This is a genomic window from Pseudomonas sp. 05N432 (assembly GCF_056396945.1).
On sequence record NZ_JBFTMM010000003.1, the window covers coordinates 169,561 to 191,209 of the forward strand.

The 21,649-nt window shown below is 59.3% G+C and carries 21 protein-coding genes and 1 pseudogene; 9 read left to right on the forward strand and 13 right to left on the reverse strand.

What is annotated here, in order from left to right; translation table 11 throughout:
• Window positions 1-2 precede the first annotated feature (2 nt).
• Entirely contained in the window at window positions 3-725 is a 723-nt protein-coding gene (locus tag AC1DHT_RS05155; protein ID WP_427538490.1) for a pirin family protein, read from the forward strand.
• Window positions 726-820: 95 nt separating this feature from the next.
• Here the strand turns inward: AC1DHT_RS05155 and AC1DHT_RS05160 are convergent, their stop codons facing one another.
• From AC1DHT_RS05160 to AC1DHT_RS05170, 3 genes are all read right to left on the reverse strand, one after another.
• On the reverse strand, window positions 821-1,228 hold the full coding sequence (locus AC1DHT_RS05160; RefSeq protein ID WP_442114506.1) for a DsbA family oxidoreductase: 408 nt from the start codon (window positions 1,226-1,228) through the stop codon (window positions 821-823).
• 64 nt (window positions 1,229-1,292) lie between these two features.
• Window positions 1,293-2,192 (reverse strand): LysR family transcriptional regulator, encoded by a 900-nt coding sequence (locus AC1DHT_RS05165; protein WP_427538484.1) that lies wholly within the window; start codon window positions 2,190-2,192, stop codon window positions 1,293-1,295.
• Window positions 2,193-2,390: 198 nt separating this feature from the next.
• On the reverse strand, window positions 2,391-3,605 hold the full coding sequence (locus AC1DHT_RS05170; protein WP_427538481.1) for an MFS transporter: 1,215 nt from the start codon (window positions 3,603-3,605) through the stop codon (window positions 2,391-2,393).
• A gap of 230 nt (window positions 3,606-3,835) precedes the next feature.
• Between AC1DHT_RS05170 and AC1DHT_RS05175 the strand changes: the two genes are divergently transcribed.
• The 4 genes from AC1DHT_RS05175 to AC1DHT_RS05190 all read left to right on the forward strand — a co-directional run bounded on the left by AC1DHT_RS05175 (window position 3,836) and on the right by AC1DHT_RS05190 (window position 9,205).
• On the forward strand, window positions 3,836-5,101 hold the full coding sequence (locus tag AC1DHT_RS05175; protein ID WP_427538478.1) for a c-type cytochrome: 1,266 nt from the start codon (window positions 3,836-3,838) through the stop codon (window positions 5,099-5,101).
• A complete protein-coding gene (locus tag AC1DHT_RS05180) occupies window positions 5,098-5,571 on the forward strand; it encodes a (2Fe-2S)-binding protein (protein WP_442114507.1) in 474 nt (157 codons plus the stop codon). The genes AC1DHT_RS05175 and AC1DHT_RS05180 overlap by 4 nt, the downstream gene beginning before the upstream one ends.
• Window positions 5,568-7,805: a xanthine dehydrogenase family protein molybdopterin-binding subunit gene (locus tag AC1DHT_RS05185; RefSeq protein WP_427538472.1), complete on the forward strand. Its 2,238-nt coding sequence runs from the start codon at window positions 5,568-5,570 to the stop codon at window positions 7,803-7,805. Before AC1DHT_RS05180 ends, AC1DHT_RS05185 begins: the two co-directional genes overlap by 4 nt.
• Before the next feature lie 287 nt (window positions 7,806-8,092).
• Window positions 8,093-9,205, forward strand: a complete 1,113-nt coding sequence (locus AC1DHT_RS05190; RefSeq protein WP_427538469.1) for an alkene reductase — start codon at window positions 8,093-8,095, stop codon at window positions 9,203-9,205.
• A 108-nt stretch (window positions 9,206-9,313) separates the two neighbouring features.
• Here AC1DHT_RS05190 and AC1DHT_RS05195 read toward each other — a convergent pair whose 3' ends face one another.
• The 7 genes from AC1DHT_RS05195 to copC form a co-directional block, all read right to left on the reverse strand.
• Window positions 9,314-10,090 (reverse strand): alpha/beta fold hydrolase, encoded by a 777-nt coding sequence (locus AC1DHT_RS05195; protein WP_427538466.1) that lies wholly within the window; start codon window positions 10,088-10,090, stop codon window positions 9,314-9,316.
• Window positions 10,091-10,113: 23 nt separating this feature from the next.
• On the reverse strand, window positions 10,114-10,623 hold the full coding sequence (locus AC1DHT_RS05200; RefSeq protein ID WP_427538463.1) for a cytochrome P460 family protein: 510 nt from the start codon (window positions 10,621-10,623) through the stop codon (window positions 10,114-10,116).
• Window positions 10,624-10,645: 22 nt separating this feature from the next.
• Entirely contained in the window at window positions 10,646-11,713 is a 1,068-nt protein-coding gene (locus AC1DHT_RS05205) for an alpha/beta fold hydrolase (RefSeq protein ID WP_427538460.1), read from the reverse strand.
• A gap of 63 nt (window positions 11,714-11,776) precedes the next feature.
• Window positions 11,777-13,150 carry an epoxide hydrolase family protein gene (locus AC1DHT_RS05210; protein ID WP_427538457.1) on the reverse strand — a complete coding sequence of 458 codons (1,374 nt, stop codon included), beginning with the start codon at window positions 13,148-13,150 and terminating at the stop codon, window positions 11,777-11,779.
• A gap of 151 nt (window positions 13,151-13,301) precedes the next feature.
• Window positions 13,302-13,565, reverse strand: a complete 264-nt coding sequence (locus AC1DHT_RS05215; RefSeq protein WP_427538454.1) for a DUF2790 domain-containing protein — start codon at window positions 13,563-13,565, stop codon at window positions 13,302-13,304.
• A 474-nt stretch (window positions 13,566-14,039) separates the two neighbouring features.
• Window positions 14,040-14,978, reverse strand: a complete 939-nt coding sequence (gene copD / locus AC1DHT_RS05220) for a copper homeostasis membrane protein CopD (protein ID WP_427538451.1) — start codon at window positions 14,976-14,978, stop codon at window positions 14,040-14,042.
• A gap of 3 nt (window positions 14,979-14,981) precedes the next feature.
• On the reverse strand, window positions 14,982-15,365 hold the full coding sequence (gene copC / locus AC1DHT_RS05225) for a copper homeostasis periplasmic binding protein CopC (protein WP_427538448.1): 384 nt from the start codon (window positions 15,363-15,365) through the stop codon (window positions 14,982-14,984).
• 451 nt (window positions 15,366-15,816) lie between these two features.
• Here copC and AC1DHT_RS05230 point away from each other — a divergent pair, with 451 nt between their 5' ends.
• From AC1DHT_RS05230 to AC1DHT_RS05245, 4 genes and pseudogenes are all read left to right on the forward strand, one after another.
• Entirely contained in the window at window positions 15,817-16,023 is a 207-nt protein-coding gene (locus tag AC1DHT_RS05230) for a co-regulatory protein PtrA N-terminal domain-containing protein (RefSeq protein WP_427538445.1), read from the forward strand.
• Window positions 16,024-16,242: 219 nt separating this feature from the next.
• Window positions 16,243-18,093, forward strand: a complete 1,851-nt coding sequence (locus tag AC1DHT_RS05235) for a copper resistance system multicopper oxidase (protein ID WP_427538442.1) — start codon at window positions 16,243-16,245, stop codon at window positions 18,091-18,093.
• A gap of 12 nt (window positions 18,094-18,105) precedes the next feature.
• A complete protein-coding gene (locus AC1DHT_RS05240) occupies window positions 18,106-19,041 on the forward strand; it encodes a copper resistance protein B (protein ID WP_427538439.1) in 936 nt (311 codons plus the stop codon).
• A 14-nt stretch (window positions 19,042-19,055) separates the two neighbouring features.
• Window positions 19,056-19,196 (forward strand): annotated as a pseudogene (locus AC1DHT_RS05245) (DUF411 domain-containing protein); the annotation flags it as partial.
• On the opposite strand, the gene AC1DHT_RS05250 reads toward AC1DHT_RS05245, so the two are convergent.
• The 3 genes from AC1DHT_RS05250 to AC1DHT_RS05260 are packed head-to-tail and all read right to left on the reverse strand — an operon-like array spanning window position 19,183 to window position 21,643.
• Window positions 19,183-19,854: a methionine ABC transporter permease gene (locus AC1DHT_RS05250; protein WP_427538436.1), complete on the reverse strand. Its 672-nt coding sequence runs from the start codon at window positions 19,852-19,854 to the stop codon at window positions 19,183-19,185. The pseudogene AC1DHT_RS05245 and the gene AC1DHT_RS05250 sit on opposite strands and share 14 nt — an antisense overlap.
• Window positions 19,851-20,831, reverse strand: a complete 981-nt coding sequence (locus tag AC1DHT_RS05255; protein ID WP_427538433.1) for a methionine ABC transporter ATP-binding protein — start codon at window positions 20,829-20,831, stop codon at window positions 19,851-19,853. The genes AC1DHT_RS05250 and AC1DHT_RS05255 overlap by 4 nt, the downstream gene beginning before the upstream one ends.
• Window positions 20,828-21,643 (reverse strand): MetQ/NlpA family ABC transporter substrate-binding protein, encoded by an 816-nt coding sequence (locus AC1DHT_RS05260; protein ID WP_427538430.1) that lies wholly within the window; start codon window positions 21,641-21,643, stop codon window positions 20,828-20,830. Before AC1DHT_RS05260 ends, AC1DHT_RS05255 begins: the two co-directional genes overlap by 4 nt.
• Window positions 21,644-21,649 lie beyond the last annotated feature (6 nt).

Here is a 21,649-nt window from a genome sequence, read left to right on the forward strand (position 1 = left end):
TCATGCTGACCCTTCGCAAAGCCTCTGATCGCGGCGCGGCCAATCACGGCTGGTTGAAGTCGTTCCATACCTTTTCCTTTGCCAACTACCGCAATCCGCGGGAGCAGGGTTTTTCCGACCTGCTGGTGATCAACGATGACCGCGTGGCAGCCGGTAAAGGCTTTGGCCAACACCCGCACCGGGACATGGAGATTTTCTCCTATGTGCTCGAGGGTGCCCTGGAACACAAGGACACTTTAGGCACAGGTTCGGTGATCCGCCCCGGCGACGTGCAATTGATGAGCGCCGGCAGTGGCGTGGCCCACAGTGAATACAATCACTCCGCGACCCGGCCGGTGCACTTCCTGCAAATCTGGATCGTACCGGACGTCAGCGGCGCCAAACCGCGTTATCAGCAAGAGCACTTCAGCACGCAGAAGAAACGTGGCCGCCTGCAACTGATCATATCCCCCGATGGGGCCAACGGTTCGCTGCGGGTGCGTCAGGATGCCCGGGTCTATGCCGGCCTGATCGACGGCAAGGAAACCGCCAGCCTCACGCTCGCCGCCAATCGCTACGCCTATGTGCATGTGGCCCGGGGCAAGGTCGAACTCAACGGCGTGCAGTTGCAGGAAGGTGATGGCGTGCGGGTTCGCGATGAACAGGCGTTGACCTTGAGCAATGGCGTGGATGCCGAAGTGCTGGTGTTCGATTTGCGTCCTCAAGAACTGCCAGAAATGCCTTGACCGTAACGTGCCTGGGGGCCTGCGCCCCCGGGCTTGATTGGCTGGCTAGGGTTGCTGCTGGCTATCGTTTTGGATATCGCTGCACGCCGGTTACGCTAACGCACTTCGCCCACCGCTGCGGCGGTGGGCTGGGCACCCGATACCAGAGTGTCGCCGATACGAAGCACCGGCAGCACCCCTCCATACCAATCCGCCGCGTCACGTTTGTATCGCTGCACCGCCACCACTCCTTCGCCGCTGCGCAGATAATCGAGCAACCATTGCTGCTGGACCTTGCTGTCCCCACCCAGCTGCGCGAGAACCCGCACATCCTCGATATCGCGACCCTCGCAGAAACAGGCTCGGAAGATGCGCCTGAACAGACCGGCACAGTCACCGCCGCGTGCGGCCCGCTCCAGCATTAAGCTGTGCGCCGGGTCGGTATCGACCAGGCGCTCGATTCGGTCGAAGGCGAAACGCAAACCCATCACCTGGCCGGCCTGGGTGATTTCCGCTTCGAACATCCGCTACGCGACAGGCTGCCGAACATGACGCGCAACGCTGTTTTGTCGAATACCTGAGTGGTGCTCAGGAAGCGAGGATTTCCTCGAGGAACTCAATGAACACATTGATGCGACTGGAGCCGCGGTGGTTGGGCAGATACAGCGCGTTGATGCAGCTGCTGGCGGTGCCGGGATTGACTTCATACTGTTCCAGCACGCGGGTAAGACGGCCTTGGCCGACATCGTCACGCACCAGCCAGTCGGCCAGTAGCGCCACTCCGCCACCGGCCAGCGCCGCCTCGCGCAGGATATCGGCGTTGTTGCTCTGCAATCGCCCCTGCACACTCAGGCGCAGGGTGTCTTCGTCACCCCGGAATGTCCAATCGTGGTGCTCCGCGCCATAGTCAAAACGCAGGCACTGATGTCCCAGCAGGTCACTCGGGTGGCGCGGCAGACCGGTACGTTTCAGATACTCGGGACTGGCCACCACCCAACGCTTAAAGTCACCGATCTTCTTGCTGACGATGTCATCGCTGACCACCGAAGAACCGAGACGCACAGACACATCGATTCGCTCGCTGATCAGATCACTGACCCGGTCGCTCAACGACAGGCTGATCTCCAGGCCCGGATAGCGCTCAAGCAAGCGTCCCAAGTGAGGCGCGATGATGCGCCGGCCGAACTCCACCGGAACGCTGGCACGCAGATGTCCCTGGACCTCGGTGCCACGGTCGGCGACGGTGGCATCGGCCTCGTCGACAGCCTCGAGAATCGCCACGGCCTTCTCGAAATAAGCCTGCCCCGCAACCGTGACACTGGTGTTGCGCGTGGTGCGATTAAGCAGGCTGGCGCCCAGTTCACTTTCCAGGCCCGCCACCTGCCGCGTCACCGAAGACGTAGAGAGGCCGAGCTTGCGCGCCGCTGATGAATAGCCGCCACAGCGCACGGTTTCAACAAACATTTTCAGCGCCAGCAACTTGTCCATCAGCCAATCCCGAGAGCGAAAAATCAAGCGAACTACTATGCCTGACCGCCATTGAGGTGTCTTGCATGGTTGTGCTCAAGCACGGGTGGGTGTGACTACAGAACTCCAGTGACAGGTCGCTGACACCCAGGGACATCCATTACCCTGCGGCGAGTCTCTCTTCTCTTCGACTTCGGCCTCGATAGTTCGCGACGGTGCTCACCCCTTGCGGTACTGATGGCTTAGAAACATAACCAGTGCCACGCCAGGAACCGCCGCAATCAAGGTTGCCGACAGGCTCCATCCAACCAGCTCGTAAAGGGGGCTGGCCACCAGCGATCCCAGGGCCCCACCGACAAAGATGCTGGTCATGTACACGGCATTCAAGCGTGCCCGGCTGTGCGGATCGATGGCGTATACCTCACGCTGTCCGAGCACCATGTTCAGTTGCACCGCAAAATCCAGCAGCACCGCACACGCCACCAGCCAAAGGTAGCCACTGCCCGGCAGAGCCCCGATCAGCAAGGAAACAGGCGCCAGCATCAACGCAACGAGCGTGCCGCGCTGGCCATGCCCCGCATCGGCCAGCCGGCCGGCAATCGGCGCCGCGATCGCACCAACGGCCCCCACCAGGGCAAACACCGCGACCTGCGCCTGGCTGAAGCCATGCTGGCGAATCAACTCAATAGGAACGATGGTCCAGAACAGGCTGAAGCTGGCGAACAACAACCCTTGATACAAGGAGCGCTCACGCAGGCTTGGATGGCGTCGCGCGAGCACAAATACCGAGCGGATCAACTCGCCATAAGAGGACTGATGTGTTGGCATGCGCCGTGGCAGGGCAACGGCCATGATGCAGGCGATCAATGCCATCAGGCCCGCGGCGCTGAAGAATACTCCGCGCCAACCGAATGCCTCCGACAACAGGCTCGACAGCGGGCGCGCCAACAGAATGCCCAGCAGCAGGCCGCTCATGATGTTTCCTACCACCCGCCCGCGGGTTTCTTCAGGTGCCATGTGCGCAGCCAACGGCACGAGAATCTGTACAGCCACGGAAGTGAGACCGATGAGCAATGACAGTGCCAGGAACAGCGAAGGCGACTGAGTGAAGCCGGCGCCGACCAGGCAAAGGCTCACCGCGAGTGTGAAACCCACCACCAGACGGCGGTTTTCCATCAGGTCGGCCAGCGGCACCAACAGGAGCAAACCCGCGGCGTAGCCAAACTGGGTCAGCGAAACAATCAGGCTGGCATGGGCGTTCGATAGACCGATTTGCGGAGCGATCAGCTCGACGATCGGCTGGGCATAGTAAAGGTTGGCGACGACGGCGCCACAACAGAAGGCCAACAAGGCCACCAGGGCGCCAGAGATTGACGCGGGCCGTTCACCCGTCACCGTCGTACTTGCCGTTGTTGCAACGTTACCGATGGGCATGATGAAACCTCATTTGCTTGGAGAAAGTTTCGGCAAGGCTAGACGCGACGTTCGCCAAGGAGAATCCACCGCTGGAGCAATTGAGCGATGCGTATGGCGCAACGACCCCAGCGTTGCCGATGGCGCAAAACGCCATTGCGCAGTTTGCTAATACCGCCGCCCGTCCCCCTTCTCTAACCTCGGCGAGATGAGTCCCTCGCGGGTTCCACGGACGAATGAAGGGTGACGTCATGAAAGCCAGGCAGCTGTGGGTGGGCGCTGTGGTGCTAGCTTCGGTAGGCGGGATATGCGCTGCGCTGTTGATGTGGCGCCCGGCGATCGTGCCGGCCAAACCGCCACAGCGTTTCGATTCCGCACAGGTGCAACAGGGTGCGCGGCTAGCCGAAGCCGGCGACTGCGCGGTCTGCCATACGCGTCCCGGTGGCCAACACCTGGCCGGTGGATTGGCGCTGGTGACACCGTTCGGCACGCTCTACAGCACCAATATCACTCCGGACGCCGAGACCGGTATTGGCCAATGGTCATTGCCGGCCTTTGAGCGGGCAATGCGCGAAGGAATCGCGCGCGATGGGCACTTGCTGTATCCCGCCTTCCCTTACGTGCACTACCGGCGCATGACGGATGGGGATATCGCGGATGTCTACGCGTATTTGATGAGCGGCCCCGCCGTGCGCTCGCCGGCCATACAGAACCGGATGAAATTCCCGATGAACATCCGGCCATTGGTGTCGTTCTGGAATCTGCTGTTCCTGCAGACAGAACCCTTGACGCCCGTGGCGCAGCAATCTGCAACCTGGAACCGCGGACGCTATCTGGTCGAAGGCCCTGGCCACTGCGCCGGCTGCCATTCTCCGCTCAACTTGCTAGGTGCCGAGAAACCCGCTCAGCACCTTGCAGGAGGGACGGTAGACGGATGGGAGGCGCCTTCTCTGCTGGGTATGGCCAACCGTGATTTTCCCTGGAGCAGCGAGCAGTTGGTGAGCTACTTGCGCGCTGAAGTGGTGGAGGGTCATGGCACCGCCGCGGGCTCGATGCGACCGGTCAGCCTCAGCCTGGCCAACCTGCCCGCCAGCGACGCCGAGGCCATTGCCGAATACCTGCTGAGCCTCAAGAACCCTGCCCCCACCCTACCCGCCTCAGCGATCACGCGCCCCACCGAGGTAGTCGGGCAGACGCCTGGGGCCCTGCTGTTCGAAGGCGCATGTGCGGGCTGCCATGGCCCGGCCGCGCCGATGCGAGAGATCGATGGACGCCCCGCTCTGGATCGGACATCAGCGCTGCATGCAGCGAGCGCGCGCAACTTTCTCAAGACAGTGCTCGAAGGTGTGCCAGCCACCCCAGGGCTTCCCGGACCGGTGATGCCGCCTTTCGCAGCCAGCCTGGATAACGACCAGCTTGCGGCGCTGGCATCGTTTGTTCGCGAGCAGGCCAAGCCTGGCCAGCCGTGGGCAGATCTTTCTTCCACCCTTCACGAGTTACGCCAGGAGGCGCAATGACCCAGATGACCCTCAACGTCAACGGCTCGCCCCATTCGCTGGAGCTGGAGCCCGACATGCCGTTGCTGTATGCGCTGCGCAATCACCTGGGGCTTAACGGCGCCAAGTACGGCTGCGGTTTGGGACAGTGCGGTGCCTGCACTGTGCTGGTGGATGACCAGCCGGTCTTTTCCTGCCTGACACCCTGCACGGGCCTGGAAGGCAAGCGCATCCGTACGGTCGAGAGCCTGGGTACGGCAGAGCGCCCAGGTCCTTTGCAAAAGGCCTTTATCGAGACGCAGGCCGCTCAATGCGGTTACTGCATCGCCGGCATGCTGATGCGCGCCCAGGCGTTGCTTGAGCGCACTCCTCATCCGGACGAACACACCATTCGCGAGCATATGGCGACCAACCTGTGTCGCTGCGGAACTCACTTGCGGATCATCGACGCCATCAGCCGTGTTGCCAGACCAGACAGGAGCGCCACATGACACTTCACCATGAAGTCGATCAGGGGCGCCGCGCTTTTCTGCGCGCAGGAGCGCTGGTACTGACATTCACTCTGGTACCGGCGGCGCGTCATGCGCTGGCCGATAGCGAAGTCGATACGCTCGGCACGGTCGTGCTGGCGCCCGACCTCCCTGGAAGCCTGCGTACCAATCCCTACCTCGATGCCTGGATCCGCGTCGGTGCCGAAGGCATCACTGTCTACACCGGCAAGGTTGAATTGGGTACGGGGGTGAAAACGGCCCTTCTGCAAATTGCCGCGGAACGCCTGGATATCTCGCCCACCGCGATCCATCTGCTCACCGCGGATACCGCCCTGACACCCAACGAAGGTTATACAGCCGGCAGCCACAGTATTTTCGACAGCGGCACCGCCTTGTTCAACGCAGCGGCTCAGGTTCGGGAATTGCTGTTGGAGTCGGCGGCACGCAGCTGGGGAGTCGAAGCCGCACTGCTGACCACCCACGAGGGCGTCATCCACGGCCCGACTGGACAACGGATGTCATACGCCGAAGCCGTCAAGGGCGTCGACCTGCACCACTATGCGAAGGCCCGATCGCCATCGATGCCGGTGTCCGCTTTCAAGCTGATCGGTCATTCTCTTCCTCGCCTGGATATCCCGGCCAAAGTCAGTGGCGGCGCCGCTTTCGTCCAGGATCTGCGCCTGCCCGGCATGCTGCATGCCCGCGTTATCCGTCCGCCACGTCCTGGTTGCACCCTTGAAGACTTCGATGCCGAGTCGATAAAGGGTCTGCCGGGGGTGGTGCAGGTGGTGCACGACGGCAACTACCTGGCAGTGGTGGCCAGAGACGAGTGGCAAGCCATTAAAGCGATGCGCAGCGGGTATGAGCGAGCCCGCTGGAGCGGCGGACAGGCGATCCCCGAATCTCGGGACATCCACTCGTTGTTGACACGCCTCCCTGCACACCGCTATCCGATCAGCCATGAAGGTAGCCCGACTGCTGGAGCCAGCGCGAGTTATCGCGCGCGGGTCACCAAGCAGTACCTCATACACGGTTCCATCGGCCCGTCCTGCGCCGTGGCCTGGTTCAAGGATGGCACGCTCACTGTCTGGACCCACACGCAGGGTGTCTACCCTCTTCGCGCGGGAATCGCCGAGATGGTGGGACTGGCGCCAGAGCGGGTGCGCTGCATCCATACCGAGGGGTCCGGGTGTTATGGCCACAACGGCGCGGACGACGCGGCAGCCGATGCCGCGTTGATTGCGATGCGTGTCGCAGGCACGCCTGTGCGCGTGCAATGGATGCGCGAGCAGGAAAACCTCTGGGAGCCCTATAGCTCCGCCATGCTCACCGAGGTCCAGGCCAGCCTCGATGCGCAGGGCAGACTGCAGGACTGGGCCTATGAGCTGTGGACGACACCGCACAATGAACGCATCGTAAATGCCGGCAGATTGATTCCCGCACGGCTGTTGGCTCGCCCATTTGTCTCCGCGCCGTCGGTTCCAATCGCCCAACCCGAAGGGGATGGCGATCGAAATGCCGTGCCGCTGTACGCCCTGGCATCCACCCGCATCGACATGAACTTCGTGACCACCATGCCGTTTCGCACATCCGCCATGCGTTCGTTGGGGGCACATATCAATATCTTCGCCATCGAAGCCTGCATCGACGAACTGGCCGCTCAGGCCGGCGCCGATCCGGTTGCCTTGCGCCTCGCCCATCTGACAGACCCGCGAGCACGGGCGGTGGTCGAACGCGTCCGTGACGCCAGCGGCTGGCTGCACAAAGGCAATGAACCTGGTTCCGGCATTGGCTTCGCGTTTGCCCGCTACAAGAACATCATGGGGTACTGCGCAATAGCCGTCCGTTTGCAGGTGCATCCGCAGACCGGCGAGGTTCAGCTCGATCGAGTGGTAACCGCAGTGGACGTGGGGCAAATCGTCAACCCCGATGGCCTGCGCAACCAGGTGGAAGGAGGCATCGTGCAGTCCGCCAGCTGGACCTTGTATGAAAAAGTCGGTTACGACCCGGGTGGTGTGCGCAGCTACGATTGGAGCGGTTATCCGATCCTGCGCTTTCCTCAGTTACCCAGGCAGGTCGACGTGCATTTGCTCGACCAGCCGGGACAACCATTTCTCGGTGCGGCCGAGATCGTCCAGGGCCCCATGGCCGCCGCCATCGGGAATGCCGTAGCGAACGCTACCGGCCGACGCTGGCTGAATCTCCCCCTGACCCGCTCAGAGCAGCAGGCATAGCCTGAAATCCACTTCCCGTTAAAGCGTTGCGTTTCACGCAATGCAGCGTAGAGCTGCGGCTGGATTATCACTCAAGGCCCGGCGGATTAAGTTAGTGCCCAACAGGAGGATCACAGCATGTTCGGCACTGCATCACATCATCAACACCGCACCATTGTCGTAGGCGGTTCGCTCGGTGGTCTGGCGGATACAGGGCACGGAAATCGGCAATCACCTGCTTTTCAACCAGGCACCATCCGCCTGAGCACTCATGGCATCCCGGTCGATGCCCTCCCAAGGAAATACCCATGACTCAGCACCTGTTTCAACCCATTGCGGTTGGTCCCTACACACTGGCTCATCGCGTGGTGATGGCCCCTCTGACCCGCTCCCGAGCCGGACAACCGGGCGACCTTCCGACCGCCATGAACGCCGAGTATTACCGGCAACGCGCAAGTGCCGCCTTGATCATTACCGAAGCCACGCAGATTTCCCGTCAAGGTCAGGGCTACGCCTGGACCCCGGGGATTTACAGCGATGAACAGGTGGAAGCCTGGCGTCAGGTGAGCACACAAGTGCATGAAGCGGGCGGACTGATTTTCATGCAGCTGTGGCATGTGGGGCGTGTCTCTCACCCAAGCTTCCAACCCGATAACGCCCTGCCGGTTGCTCCCAGCGCACTGCCTGTTCCAGGCAAGACGTTTATCGTCGATGACGATGGCAATGGTGTCTGGGGTGATGTACCCGTGCCGCGTGCTCTGGAAACCTCAGAGATTGCGGATATTATCGGCGACTATCGTCGCGCTGCGCGCAACGCCTTGAAAGCCGGCATGGACGGCATTGAAATCCACGCGGGCAACGGTTATCTGCTCGACCAATTCATCAATAGCAACAGCAACCAGCGTGAGGACGGCTACGGCGGCAGCGTGGAACATCGCGCTCGTCTGTTGCTGGAAGTGGTAGACGCTGTTGCCGATGAAGTGGGGGCCGAGCGCGTAGGTGTACGGCTTACGCCCATGGGGCGCTTCATGGGAATGGGTGATGCGACACCCGAGGCCACATTCGGCCACATCGTGCGCTCCCTGAACCGCTGGCCCCTGGCCTATCTGCATCTTGTGGAACCTGCAGTGGTGGGCACCGTCAAGGACGAGAATTTCGATCCCCGCTGGGACGCGATCATCGGTCAACTTCGTACGGAATGGAAAGGTGTGCTGATGGTCGCCGGTGGTTACGATCCGAAAACAGCAGAACAAGCCTTGGCCGCCAACCGTGCTGACATCATTGCCTTTGGAAGGCCGTTCCTGGCCAACCCTGACTTGCCACGGCGGATCCGTGACGGACTGGCGCTCAACACTTCAGACCCAAGCACCTTCTTTGGTGGCGACCAGCGCGGATACATTGATTATCCCGTTCATCCATAAGGGACGCCGGACACAAAAAATCGATCAAGGCAGGAGTGAATGCCTCACTCGATGCCTTGATTCGATACCTGACCATTTGTCTCTACCCACCCTTCACAAGCGCAGGAATCACTTTGCCGCAGCCGCTTGTTCAATCAGTCGGGCGACCGGCTCCGGATTTGAAACCATCACGACATGGGAAGCCCCTTTAACGACTTTCACCACTTTGGCCTCGGCTCGCTTGGCCATGAATGCCATGGCCTGCGGTGGAATGTTCTTGTCCTTGTCGCCATAGATGTACCAGGACGGAATATGCTTCCAGGCCGGTGTACCTGACTGCTCGTTCAGCGCCGCTTCGGTGACCGGACGCTGAGTCGCCGCCATCAATGCCGCCTGTGCGGCGGGGACGTCAGCGGCGAACTGGTCGTGGAACTTGTCCTGCTGGATGTACAAATCCTTGCCGCCATCAGCCAGCGCGACAGGCGCCGCAAGGGTTGGGCCGAGGGTACTCCCCGGGAATTTGCCGGCTAGCCCGGCGACGGTTTCGCCCGCCTCGGGCGCGAACGCGCTGACGTAAACCAGTGCCTTTACATTGGCACGGTCATTGGCCGCTTCACTGATGACGTTGCCGCCGTAGGAGTGGCCGACCAGCACGACGGGCGACTTGATGCCAGCCAGCAATGCCGAAACAGCAGCGCCGTCGCTCTTCACGCTGCGCAACGGATTGGCAGCAGCCACAACGGGGTAGCCATCCTTCTCGAGGATCTTCACCACGCCATTCCAGCTCGACGCATCGGCAAAGGCGCCGTGCACGAGAACGACGGTAGGCTTTTCAGTTTGCGCCGATGCGTTGGCACCGATGATCAGGCCGGCGGTGCAGGCCAGAGCAGCCATTACTTTTTTCATTGGAAACTCCTTGGGCGATTGGACTATGGAGCGAATCGGGTGAAGACGAAGTCGTGGTTCTGCACTCGCGCCTGGTGGCAGGCGAAGCAGGTCTGGTGCTGTGCCTCATCGGCGGGTTTGCCGTTGATAAAGCGACCAAAACCCCAACCGCCGGTTGACGCATATTTCCTCGAGTCCTTGACCATGACCTGAACGGTAGTGGCCGCGCCGGGAATGGAGGCCGGCTCGAACTCCGGGGACTGGACGTGTTTCCAGGCGAGCTTCACCAGCACCGTGCCGTCAGGGAACGGCAGCGTTGAATCCTGGTAGGCCTTGATCGCCAGATCATTGCCCAGGACCGCTCGAAGTTCGTCCAGGGGTGCCGCTTCCTGCGCCGGCGCTATCAGCGCCCATTGGCGATAGCCATCGGGAAGCTTCACGCCGTAGATCGGTGAAGCGTCGCCGCCACCGGCGTCGCCCCGCGCTACTCCGGTAGCGGTCAACGCAACCGATGCCACGGCAGCGGACAACACGGCCAGATACTTGAGCTTCATCGCTGCTCTCCCCTTCAGGCCATCAGAGATGATCAGCGTCGATCACTGCCTGGGCGAAGGCTTGTGGGGCCTCCTGCGGCAAGTTGTGGCCGATACCGCCATTGATCAATCGATACTCATATTTGCCGGTGAAGCGCTTGGCATAGGCCTCGGCAGGTGGATGTGGCGCACCGTTGGCATCGCCCTCAAGGGTGATGGTCGGCACGCTGATGGATGGGAAGGTCGCCAGTTTCTTCTCCAGCTTGTCGTATTTTGATTCGCCCTTGATCAGGCCCAGGCGCCAGCGATAGTTGAAGATGGATACGGCGACGTGATCGGGATTTTGCAAAGCGGCGGCGCTTCGGTCATAGGTGGCGTCGTCGAAGTTCCACTTTGGCGACGCCAGTTTCCAGATCAGCTTGGCGAAGTCGTGGGTGTTTTTTTCATAGCCCAGACGGCCACGCTCTGTCGCAAAATAGAACTGATACCACCACTGCAACTCGGCAGCAGGCGGCAGCGGTGTCTTGCCGGCCTCCTGGCTACCGATCAGATAGCCACTCACCGCAACCAGCGCTTTCACCCGCTCCGGCCATAAGGCCGCGACGATGTCGGCCGTGCGCGCGCCCCAGTCATACCCGCCGAGCACAGCCTGGTTGATTTTCAGCGCATCCATGAAGTCGATCAGATCGCTTGCAAGTGCAGCAGGCTGGCCGTTGCGAACGGTCTTGGCAGAAAGAAAACGCGTATCGCCATAACCGCGCGCATACGGAATCAGCACTCGATAGCCCTTCTGCGCCAGCGCCGGCGCCACGTCGGCGTAGCTGTGAATATCGTAAGGCCAGCCGTGCAGCAGGATGACCACCGGCCCATCGGCAGGGCCGACTTCGGCGTAGGCAACATCCAGCAGACCGGCCTTGACATGCTTCAATGGGCCGAACGAAGTGTTACTTCCCGGCGTAATGGTGCCGATGGTGCTGGCCGGCACATCAGCGGCGTTCGCCTGCGCCGAGGCCACACTCAAAGCGCCCAGCTGCATCAATGCGATCGCCAGAACAGATGGCGCGAGCAGACGCCGAGGTATGGATTTGTGGTTCAACGGGTTCGTGTCCATGGTGAGTCTCCCTTGTGAACGGCTGGTGAGTGGTTCCGGTTTTTGGAATCGATTGGAAAGTGTTTACCGGGCGGCCTGAGCGCCGGTGTTTTGCGCAGACGCACGCAACGGACGGAATGCCTCACGTAATTCTTCGCTGAACAATTGAGGCTGCTCCCAGGCAGCGAAGTGGCCGCCTTTGTTGACTTCGTTGAAGTAGGAGAGCGATGGATAGGCACGCTCTGCCCAGGCTTTCGGCGCGCGGTAGATTTCGTGCGGGAACACGGTGATCGCCACCGGGACCTTGATGTCCGCAGTCTTTTGCGCCGCGGCGCTGAAGTTATTGTTGTTGTTCTCCCAATAGAAACGGGAGGACGACGCGCCGGTGTCAGTCAGCCAATACAGGCTGATGTCGTCGAGCATCTCATCGCGGCTGAGCACACGTTCAGGCTTGCCGTCACTGTCGGTCCAGGCTGCGATTTTTTCGTACATCCAGGCCGCCGTGCCGGAGGGCGAGTCAGCCAGCAGATAGCCGATAGTCTGCGGCCGGGTCACCATCATCGCGCCGTAGGCTGCATTGCGACCGAAGAAACTACTCAGCGAGTTGTAGGCCGTGCGTTCCGGATCGGTCAACCCGGCCGGTGCCGGATCGCCACTGTTGATCGGCTTCACCAGCTCCGGCGGTATGGTCGCCGGCATATTCAGATGAATGCCAAGTAATCCTGGAGGCGCCAGGCGACCCAGTGCGTCGGAAATCACCGAACCATGATCGCCGCCCTGGGACACGTAATGGGTGTAGCCCAGTCGCTTCATCAGCACATCCCAAGCCTTCGCCACCCGGTCAGGCCCCCAGCCCAATTCAGTCGGTTTGCCGGAAAAACCATAGCCGGGAATCGACGGAATCACCACGTCGAAAGAGTCTTCCACACGCCCGCCGTAAGCGGTCGGATCGGTCAGCGGGCCGATGGTTTCAAGGAATTCGAATTGTGAACCGGGCCAGCCGTGGGTGAGGATCAGCGGCATCGCGTTGGGATTGCGCGAGCGCACATGGATGAACTGGATGTCGACACCATCGATGGTGGTCATGAACTCTGGTAAAGCATTGAGCCTGGCCTCGGCCTTGCGCCAGTCGTAACCGTTGCCCCAGTACTTCACCAACTCTTGCACCTGTGCCCGTTGCACACCTTGGGAAACGTCGTCGACGGTCTCCTTGTCAGGCCAGCGGGTGTCTGCGATGCGTTTGCGCAGGTCGGTCAGGCGCGCTTCATCAACATGAATGCGGTATGGGCGAATGGCCTCCGATGTAGCCGATGCAGCGCTGGCAGGTGCATTGTCGGTAGCCGTAGTGGCTGCCCATGCGCCACTGCCGCCAGCCAGCAGTGCGAGACCGAACACATGAACCCTGACGGATGAAGCCAGGCAACGGCGCCTGGCGGAAACGGACGAAACTGTAAGCATGATAAATCTCCTTTTTAGTCAGTGGCCTATAGGCGCGGCGATCGTTACCAGAGCTGATCACCGGCCGTAGCGCACACTTGGCCACAGTCAGTTGCGACTATTGGGCTGCCGTCAGCCGGAGTGTTGACGGCCTGCCCCGCACAACCTTGCATCAACTGCCTTGGCCGCAGTCCTGAGCAAGGGTGCTGTAATCCAGAGACTGGATCTTGCCGAGCGAGTCGAGGTAAGTCATACGAGTCTCCACGACGCCACAGCCTGAGGACGGCGCTTCGTTGACCGACAGCACTTTGGCGATATCCAGGTGATCGCCGTACCTGTAGCTGTGGGATTTGACGCTGTCTTGAGCGTTGGCCGCCACGGCGCCAAGGCTGAGTACGGCAAACAATGAAGCGATGCTGAGGTTCTTCCAGTTCATGACGATATCTCCAGACGTTGAGTGGTCCAGCGAGACGGCTTGCGCTGTCTCGATGGCGCTCATTTGACGCCGATCAGGTATCCCGTATGTGTCAGCAACGGCCCACAAAAGAAACAGTCCGTATCGGCATGCGGCCTGGATACACAGAGATACATTTGTGTCAGAAGGGGTGGAGAGCAAATGGAAGCGGTTTCGAGTGAAACCTGCTGGAATGAAAAAAAGAGGCTTCTGCCTAATGCCAGCCAGTTAAGGCACGAACCTGTGGGAGCGAGCCGGCTCCGGGCGGCGTTCCGACGATAGCGGTGGGTCAGTCAACGTTGATGTGAATGTTATGCCGTCATCGTCGGAACGCCGCCCGGAGCCGGCTCGCTCCCACATGGATTGCGCTTAACTGACAGACATTAGGCAAAAGCCTCTTTTTTTAATCCGTCTTTTAATGCTTGTAGAGGGAAACGAGACATGCCGTTTTTAGCTCTATTCAGCTTTCATACTCATCTCCGGGCTCAACGTTCCTAACCAAGCGACAAGACACACGATGACGACTGCCATTGAGAACTCGAAAGTCATGCTGCGCCGCAAAGCGTTGACCGCCACCGAATACTCTCCAGTTCGAACTGATCGCTCTAATAGCGGGCTTAGATGAAAACGATTGAGAATGGCCAGTACGATCATTCCGGAAAACAGCAGGACTTTCAGGAACAGCAATATCCCATAAGTACTCAGCATCACCTCATCGAGGGTTGGACCTACGATAAACAGGTAATTCACTACACCGGTGATGCTCAGGATCACTACGATCACCGCGCCAGCCGATTCAAATCCAGTCAGTACCCGAGCAAGCATTCGTGCCTCTTGCTCGCCCTTCAGTGATTTCAAACGCAACAATAGAGCGAACGCCGCGAGAGCACCCAACCAACCACCTGCAGCTAAAAGATGGAAGATATCGCTGATGAAATGCCAATAACGACGGCTACCTTCATCCATAGCACCATGTCCTGTCCATGCCAGGGTGGCCAGTGCAATGGCTCCACATGCGGTGACGATCCAGAGGCTGAGTGTCGGGAAGCGCTTATTCAAGGCAACGCCAATAATTGCCATCACCAGAGCAGCTATTCGGACCATCCAGGTCAAACCGACGTCAGTCCCCATGAGGACCATTTGAAAAATATGGTGATGCAGCTCCATAAACCCCGACACACCGCTCATTGCTTTTGCAAGCAACAACATGGCGGCAAGGGACAGGGCTACACCGACAACAGAAGTACCATAAAGAAGCGACTCAAAATTCAAGGCCGTGCCCGATACTCTTTCCTTTCCCCTGAGGCTGTACAAACCAAAAACTGCCAATCCGAATAACAGCATCAGGTCGAAATAAAGAGCAAAACGAACCACGATATTTATTGAGTCGCTCATCAATCATTTCACTTTGAAAGAAAAGTTGCCGGTTATCGGGTGAGTGTCCGAGGAGACGGCACGCCATTCGACTTTGTAAGTACCCGTGGTCAATGGCGATGCGGGCGTAATAACCATCGTTTTCGGATCACTGCCACCCGCGACGCCGGCCTTGACGCCCATTGGAGAGTTCGGCATGCCTGGCATGTCGGTCATGATCAGTTTTGCACCGGAGAACTGAGTCGTGAGGTTCTCGGAAAAGTGCAGCTCAATTTTCGAAGGGGCCGCGGCGTCCGAACTTTCTGCTGGAGTAGAGGAAAGAAGTTTTGGATGTGCTTGTGCAACTGCACTCAGAAGCAAACCAGCGGTCAGTACAGCAGCGACGGTAGTAGTTTTAAGGAATGACACGCAAGACTCCTCACAGCATGAGCTGTTGGTTCGAGATTTGATTAGGGGGAAGATCCAGTTTTTACTTTTTGATTCTTGTTAAAAACACAGACGAATACTCAGCGTATTCCACGTTCTGGTACGTACTGAACACGGAGAACTTGGCCAAGACGCCAGCGTTATAGTGCGACTACACGATGCCACATGAACGCGGGCCGTGCGATTACATTTCAGTCAGCTTTGGAGTGGCTCTTTGCCCTGAATCAGGACTTCCCAGCCATCCAGGCCGGGCATCATGACGTGATCTATGTTCAAGAAGGAAGTTACAACCTGACAAAACGGTAATGCTGACTTAAGGCTTCTGACAGGGGACGAGTTTTAAAGTTGTCTCGAGCCTGACGCTCCCCCCCCAAGAATCATCATCCTGATGTGGACTCAAAGGGGTAAACAACACTCATCCAAGGATACCCAAATGAAATCTGTAAAAACCTTGCTGATCATCGCTGCCTTGACTGTCTCCTCTCTGGCGATGGCCGAAGGCGGCAGTGATCGCGTATTCGAACGCATGGAAGCTGCCAGACAGAACTCAATGCAAGCGTACCAAGTAGTCCAAACCCAAGGCACCCAACCTCCCGTCGCAGAAAGCAAAACCAAAGAGATGGACCACAAGAATTGCTGAAGGGTCTGGTGCATTCCAGGCTGACAGAAATGTAATCACTGCGGTGGTTCAAATGTGGCAATTTCCGGGCTCGCTTGCCGTATCAATTTGTCTCTGGCAACGGCGGGCAAAACGTATCCGGGACTAATACGAACTCCCGAGAGAGTGCCTTCAACCTGTATGAGCAACTCACGGGTTGTTTCGCACCGCTCCCCTTTTGATTGATTGGACATAAACGGCATGCACTCCAAAACCTCTAGGCGGACGTTCGTCAAAGGCCTGGCCGCGGGTGGAATTCTTGGCGGCCTTGGCCTGTGGCGCCCCCCCGTTTGGGCAGTCACCAGCCCGGGCCTGCCGAGCGTACTGAGCGGCAACGAATTTGATCTGTTTATTGGTGAAACGCCGGTAAACATCACCGGTTCGCCGCGCACAGCCATGACCATCAACGGCACGTTGCCCGGGCCCCTGCTGCGCTGGCGCGAAGGAGAAACGGTCACACTGCGGGTGAAAAACCGCCTGGACCAGGATACTTCGATCCATTGGCACGGGATCATCCTGCCGGCCAACATGGACGGTGTACCCGGTTTGAGTTTCCATGGCATCGCACCGGATGGCATGTACGAGTACACATTCAAGGTTCATCAGAACGGCACGTACTGGTACCACAGCCACTCGGGTTTTCAGGAACAGGTCGGCGTTTACGGTCCAATCGTGATCGACTCGAAAGAGCCCGAGCCCTTTCAATACCACCGTGATTATGTGGTGATGCTGACCGACTGGACCGATGAAGATCCTGGTCGTGTCATGGCCAAGCTCAAGAAGCAATCTGACTACTACAACCACCGCAAACGGACTGTTGGCGACTTCATCGACGATGTCAGCAAGCAAGGCTGGTCCGCGGCGGTGGCCGATCGGAAGATGTGGGCCGAAATGAAAATGAACCCCACCGATCTTGCAGACGTCAGTGCGGACACTTACACCTACCTCATGAATGGCCAGGCCCCCAATGGCAACTGGACCGGCATTTTCAAACCGGGTGAGAAGCTGCGCCTGCGCTTCATCAACGGCTCGGCCATGAGCTATTTCGACGTCCGTATCCCGGGTTTGAAAATGACTGTTGTGGCTGCCGACGGCCAACACGTCAACCCGGTCAGCGTCGATGAATTTCGCATCGCCGTAGCAGAAACCTATGACGTGATCGTGGAGCCTTCCAGCCAAGAGGCTTACACCATCTTCGCCCAATCCATGGATCGAACCGGTTATGCACGCGGAACCCTGGCGGTACACGACGGGTTGCAGGCGCCAGTTCCGGCGATCGATCCCCGTCCTCTTTTAACCATGGATGACATGGGAATGGGTGGTATGGCCGGCATGGATCACGGCAGCATGGGCGGCGACATGCCTGGCATGACCGCAATGGACCACGGCAAGATGACCGGTATGGACCAGGGCGGCATGACCGGCATGGACAGCAGTGACATGCCTGACATGGTCGGTATGGATCACAGCAAAATGGCCGGGATGGACCATGGTGATATGTCGGGAATGGCTGGCATGGGTGGAGAAATGCAGACTCACCCGGCCTCCGAAACCAACAACCCCTTGGTTGACATGCAAGCCATGAGCCCAACGCCGAAGCTCAACGATCCTGGCATTGGCTTACGCAACAATGGCCGTCGAGTGCTCACCTATTCCGACCTGAAAAGTACCTTCCAGGATCCTGACGGCCGCGAACCCAATCGCACCATTGAGCTGCATCTGACCGGTCACATGGAGAAATTCTCATGGTCGTTCAACGGCATCAAGTTCTCCGATGCCGAACCCTTGCGCCTCAAGTATGGCGAGCGTCTTCGCATCACGCTGGTAAACGACACCATGATGACTCACCCCATCCACCTCCACGGCATGTGGAGTGACCTTGAGGATGAGAACGGCAAATTCATGGTCCGCAAACACACGATCGACATGCCACCGGGAACCAAACGCAGCTACCGAGTCACCGCCGATGCCCTGGGGCGCTGGGCTTATCACTGCCACCTGCTGTTCCATATGGAAATGGGCATGTTCCGTGAAGTACGGGTTGATGAGTAAAGGAGACGGGTTATGCGCAAAAATCCAGAAAGGCAGCTTGAGACCATGACCAGCAAGCTTTTACGACCAGCCCTGATTGCACTGGCGGTCTCCGTCAGTCCTGCTTTCTTTGCCGTGGCCAACGCCGCTGATGAGATGGCTCACGGCTCGATGGGAACCATGGATCACAGCAAGATGAACATGGACCCGGGCCAAATGGACGGTATGGAGAGTATGGACTCAGGAGCGACCACCACGAGTCGTACCCCCATTCCCGTACTGACCGACGCTGATCGTGCAGCCGCCTTTCCGCCGGTGGCGGGTCATGGCGTCCACGACAAGAAACTCAACTCCTTCATCCTGCTTGATAAGTTCGAGTACCAGGATGCTGACAACGGCAGCGCACTGAGCTGGGATGCAAAGGGATGGATTGGTGGAGACGTCGATCGCCTGTGGTTGCGTTCGGAAGGTGAACGCACCAACGGCGTAACCGAGAGCGCCGAACTCCAGGCGCTTTGGGGGCACTCGATCGGTCCATGGTGGGATGTCGTCACCGGCGTACGCCAGGACTTCAAACCCGGATCACCGCAGACATGGGGGGCTCTTGGTATTCAGGGGATGGCCCTTTACAACTTCGAAACCGAAGCGACTGCTTACATCGGCGAGAACGGCCAGGCTGCCGCCCGGTTCGAGGGTGACTACGACATTCTGCTCACCAATCGCCTGATCTTGCAGCCGACCGCCGAGGCGAATCTCTACGGGAAAAACGACCCTCAGCGCGGCATTGGCTCGGGCTTGGCGAATACCGAAGTGGGCTTGCGTTTGCGCTATGAAATTGCCCGTGAATTTGCCCCCTATATCGGGGTGAGCTGGAATCGCTCCTACGGCAAAACCGCCGACCTGGCCGAAGACGAAGGACAAAAGACCAACGAGGCTCGATTTGTAGCCGGTATCCGGATGTGGTTCTGAGGCATTTGCTTGGGCAAATAATTGCGATGAGCAAACGCGATGACCTGGTCGGGATCGCTGCACCCGGTATACCGGCAGGCTCGCCAGGGATGGAAGTCAATGGAAAGCACGACGCGTATCAGATTGTCGGCCTGACCGAGTTCAACGTCGATGAGCCAGAGCGCGCACCAAGCGGTCGCCGAGGCTCTGCACGCCTTGGACCAGGATCACCAGCACGACCACGGTGGCAACCATCACCTGGTTGTTGAAGCGTTGATAGCCGTAGCGGATAGCCAGATCCCCCAGGCCACCGCCACCAATGACGCCAGCCATGGAAGAAAATCCGATCAGCATCACCAGGGTCAAGGTGATGCCCGCCAACAACGCGGGCAGCGCTTCGGGCAACAGCACCTTGAAGATCACATGGCGAATATCTCCCCCCATGGCAAGGATGGCTTCGATCCGGCCCTTGTCGACTTCGTCCAGGGCGTTCTCGACGATACGGGCAAAGAACGGAAAGGCGCCGATGGTGATCGGTACCACCGCGGCGGTGCTGCCCAGTGTCGTGCCGACTATCAACCGGGTCAGCGGGATCAAGGCAATCAGCATCACCACGAAGGGTAACGAGCGGCCAAGATTGACCAGGCCACCCAGGCCTTTATTGAGCTTGGGCATCGGGTACAGACCACCGCTGCGGCTGATGAACAGCAACACGCCCAGAGGCAAGCCGATCAGCAGGGTAAAAAATCCCGCCAGCAAGACCATGTACAGGGTTTCGCCCGTCGCGTTGAGCACCAGTTGGAGGATCTCGTTCCAGTCGATGGTACGGCTCATGAGCGCTCCACCCTGACACCGCGCTGCGTGAGAAAGGCCAGCACCCGAGTCAATTTCAGCTTATCGCCGGGATGACTAAGAGCCACGCGCAAACGCCCGACCCGCCGCCCGCCGATGGACTCGACGCCACTGGCCAGCAAGTTCACCTCGACTCCTTGCTGCTGCACTAATTCGTTGAGCACCGGGGTGGCCAGAAGACTGTCGAAAAAGCTCAGCTCCAAGGCCAGGGTATCGTTGCCCAAAGGCGCGCTGTAACCCGGCTGCAGTGAGCGACCGAGACTTGATTCCGGGTTTGCCAACAATTGTGCGATAGGCCCCGCCTCGACCAACCGGCCGTGGGCCAGTAACGCCGCGTGACCACAAATGGACTTGACCACATCCAGCTCATGGGTGATCAGCACGATGGTCAGCCCCAGTTGACGATTGATGTCGCGCAGCAATTCAAGAATCGAGGCCGTGGTTTCCGGGTCCAGGGCGCTGGTGGCTTCATCCGACAGTAGATAAGCCGGTCGCGCCGCCAACGCCCGGGCGATTCCCACCCGCTGCTTCTGCCCGCCGGACAGCTGGGAGGGAAACGCCCGCGCTTTATCGCTCAAGCCCACCAGATCCAGCAGCTCTCTTACTCGTGAATGACGCTGCTCTTTACTGACGCGAGCGATTTCCAGAGGCACGGCAATGTTGTCGAAGACGTTGCGTGAGTGCAGCAGGTTGAAGCCTTGAAAGATCATGCCGATGCGCTGGCGTTGCCGGCGCAGTTCGATGTCGCAAAGGGCTGTCAGGTCCTCGCCGTCCAGAAAAATGCGCCCGGAACTGGGGCGCTCGAGCAGATTGAGGCAACGCAGCAGCGTCGATTTACCCGCACCGCTGCGCCCCAGAATCCCGTAGATCGCTCCATCGGGAATGCTCAAGGACACCTGATCCAGTGCAGGAGCCTGCCCTGACGCGTAGGTTTTGCTCAACTGCTCGACGATGATCATGGCTTGCTGTCCGCCACCGTAACCGGGATCACCGACCCCGAGAAGTTGTCAGTGATGAACTTGGCCACCTGAGGCGAAGTCAGGTCTTTGGCCAGTTGCTTGATCCGTGGGTCGTCCCGCAACGTGGGTGTGGTCACCAGGATATTGGCGTACGGGTTGTGCTCGGCCTTTTCCAGCCCCAGCGCATCCTTGGCCGGCACCAAACCGGCTTCCAGCGCGTAGTTGCCATTTATCACCGCAAGGTCCACGTCATCCAGGGCGCGGGGAATCTGCGGTGATTCGATTTCGAGGATCTTCAGCTGTTTCGGGTTCTCGGCGATGTCCTTGGGCGTCGCCTGATCGGTGGCCGGGTCATTGAATCCCGCCTTGAGTTTGATCAGGCCGTTGTCTTGGAGCAGGTACAGGGCGCGACTGAGATTGGTGACGTTGTTGGGGACGGCTACCGTGCCTTTTTGTGGCACTTGGGCGAAGCTTTTGTGCCGATGGGAATAGATCCCCAGCGGCTCGATGTGCACCGTCGCAGCCACCTCGAGTTTTTTGCCAAGGGCCTGCTCCTGAGACTTCAGGTACGGCAAGTGCTGGAAGTAGTTGGCATCGACGTCGCCATGCACCAGCAACTCATTCGAGTTCACGCCATTGGGGATCTCGATGACCTTGAGGTTCAGCTGGGGGTCGATCTTCTGGATGTACGCCAGAATTTGCGCATGCGGTACCGGGTCCGCTGCCACTCGCAACGGCTCCAGGGCCAGGGCACTGAAAGAAGCAACCAGCCCGCCCAGCACTGCCAGGGTCAATCCTGTTTGTTTGAACATGCTCAT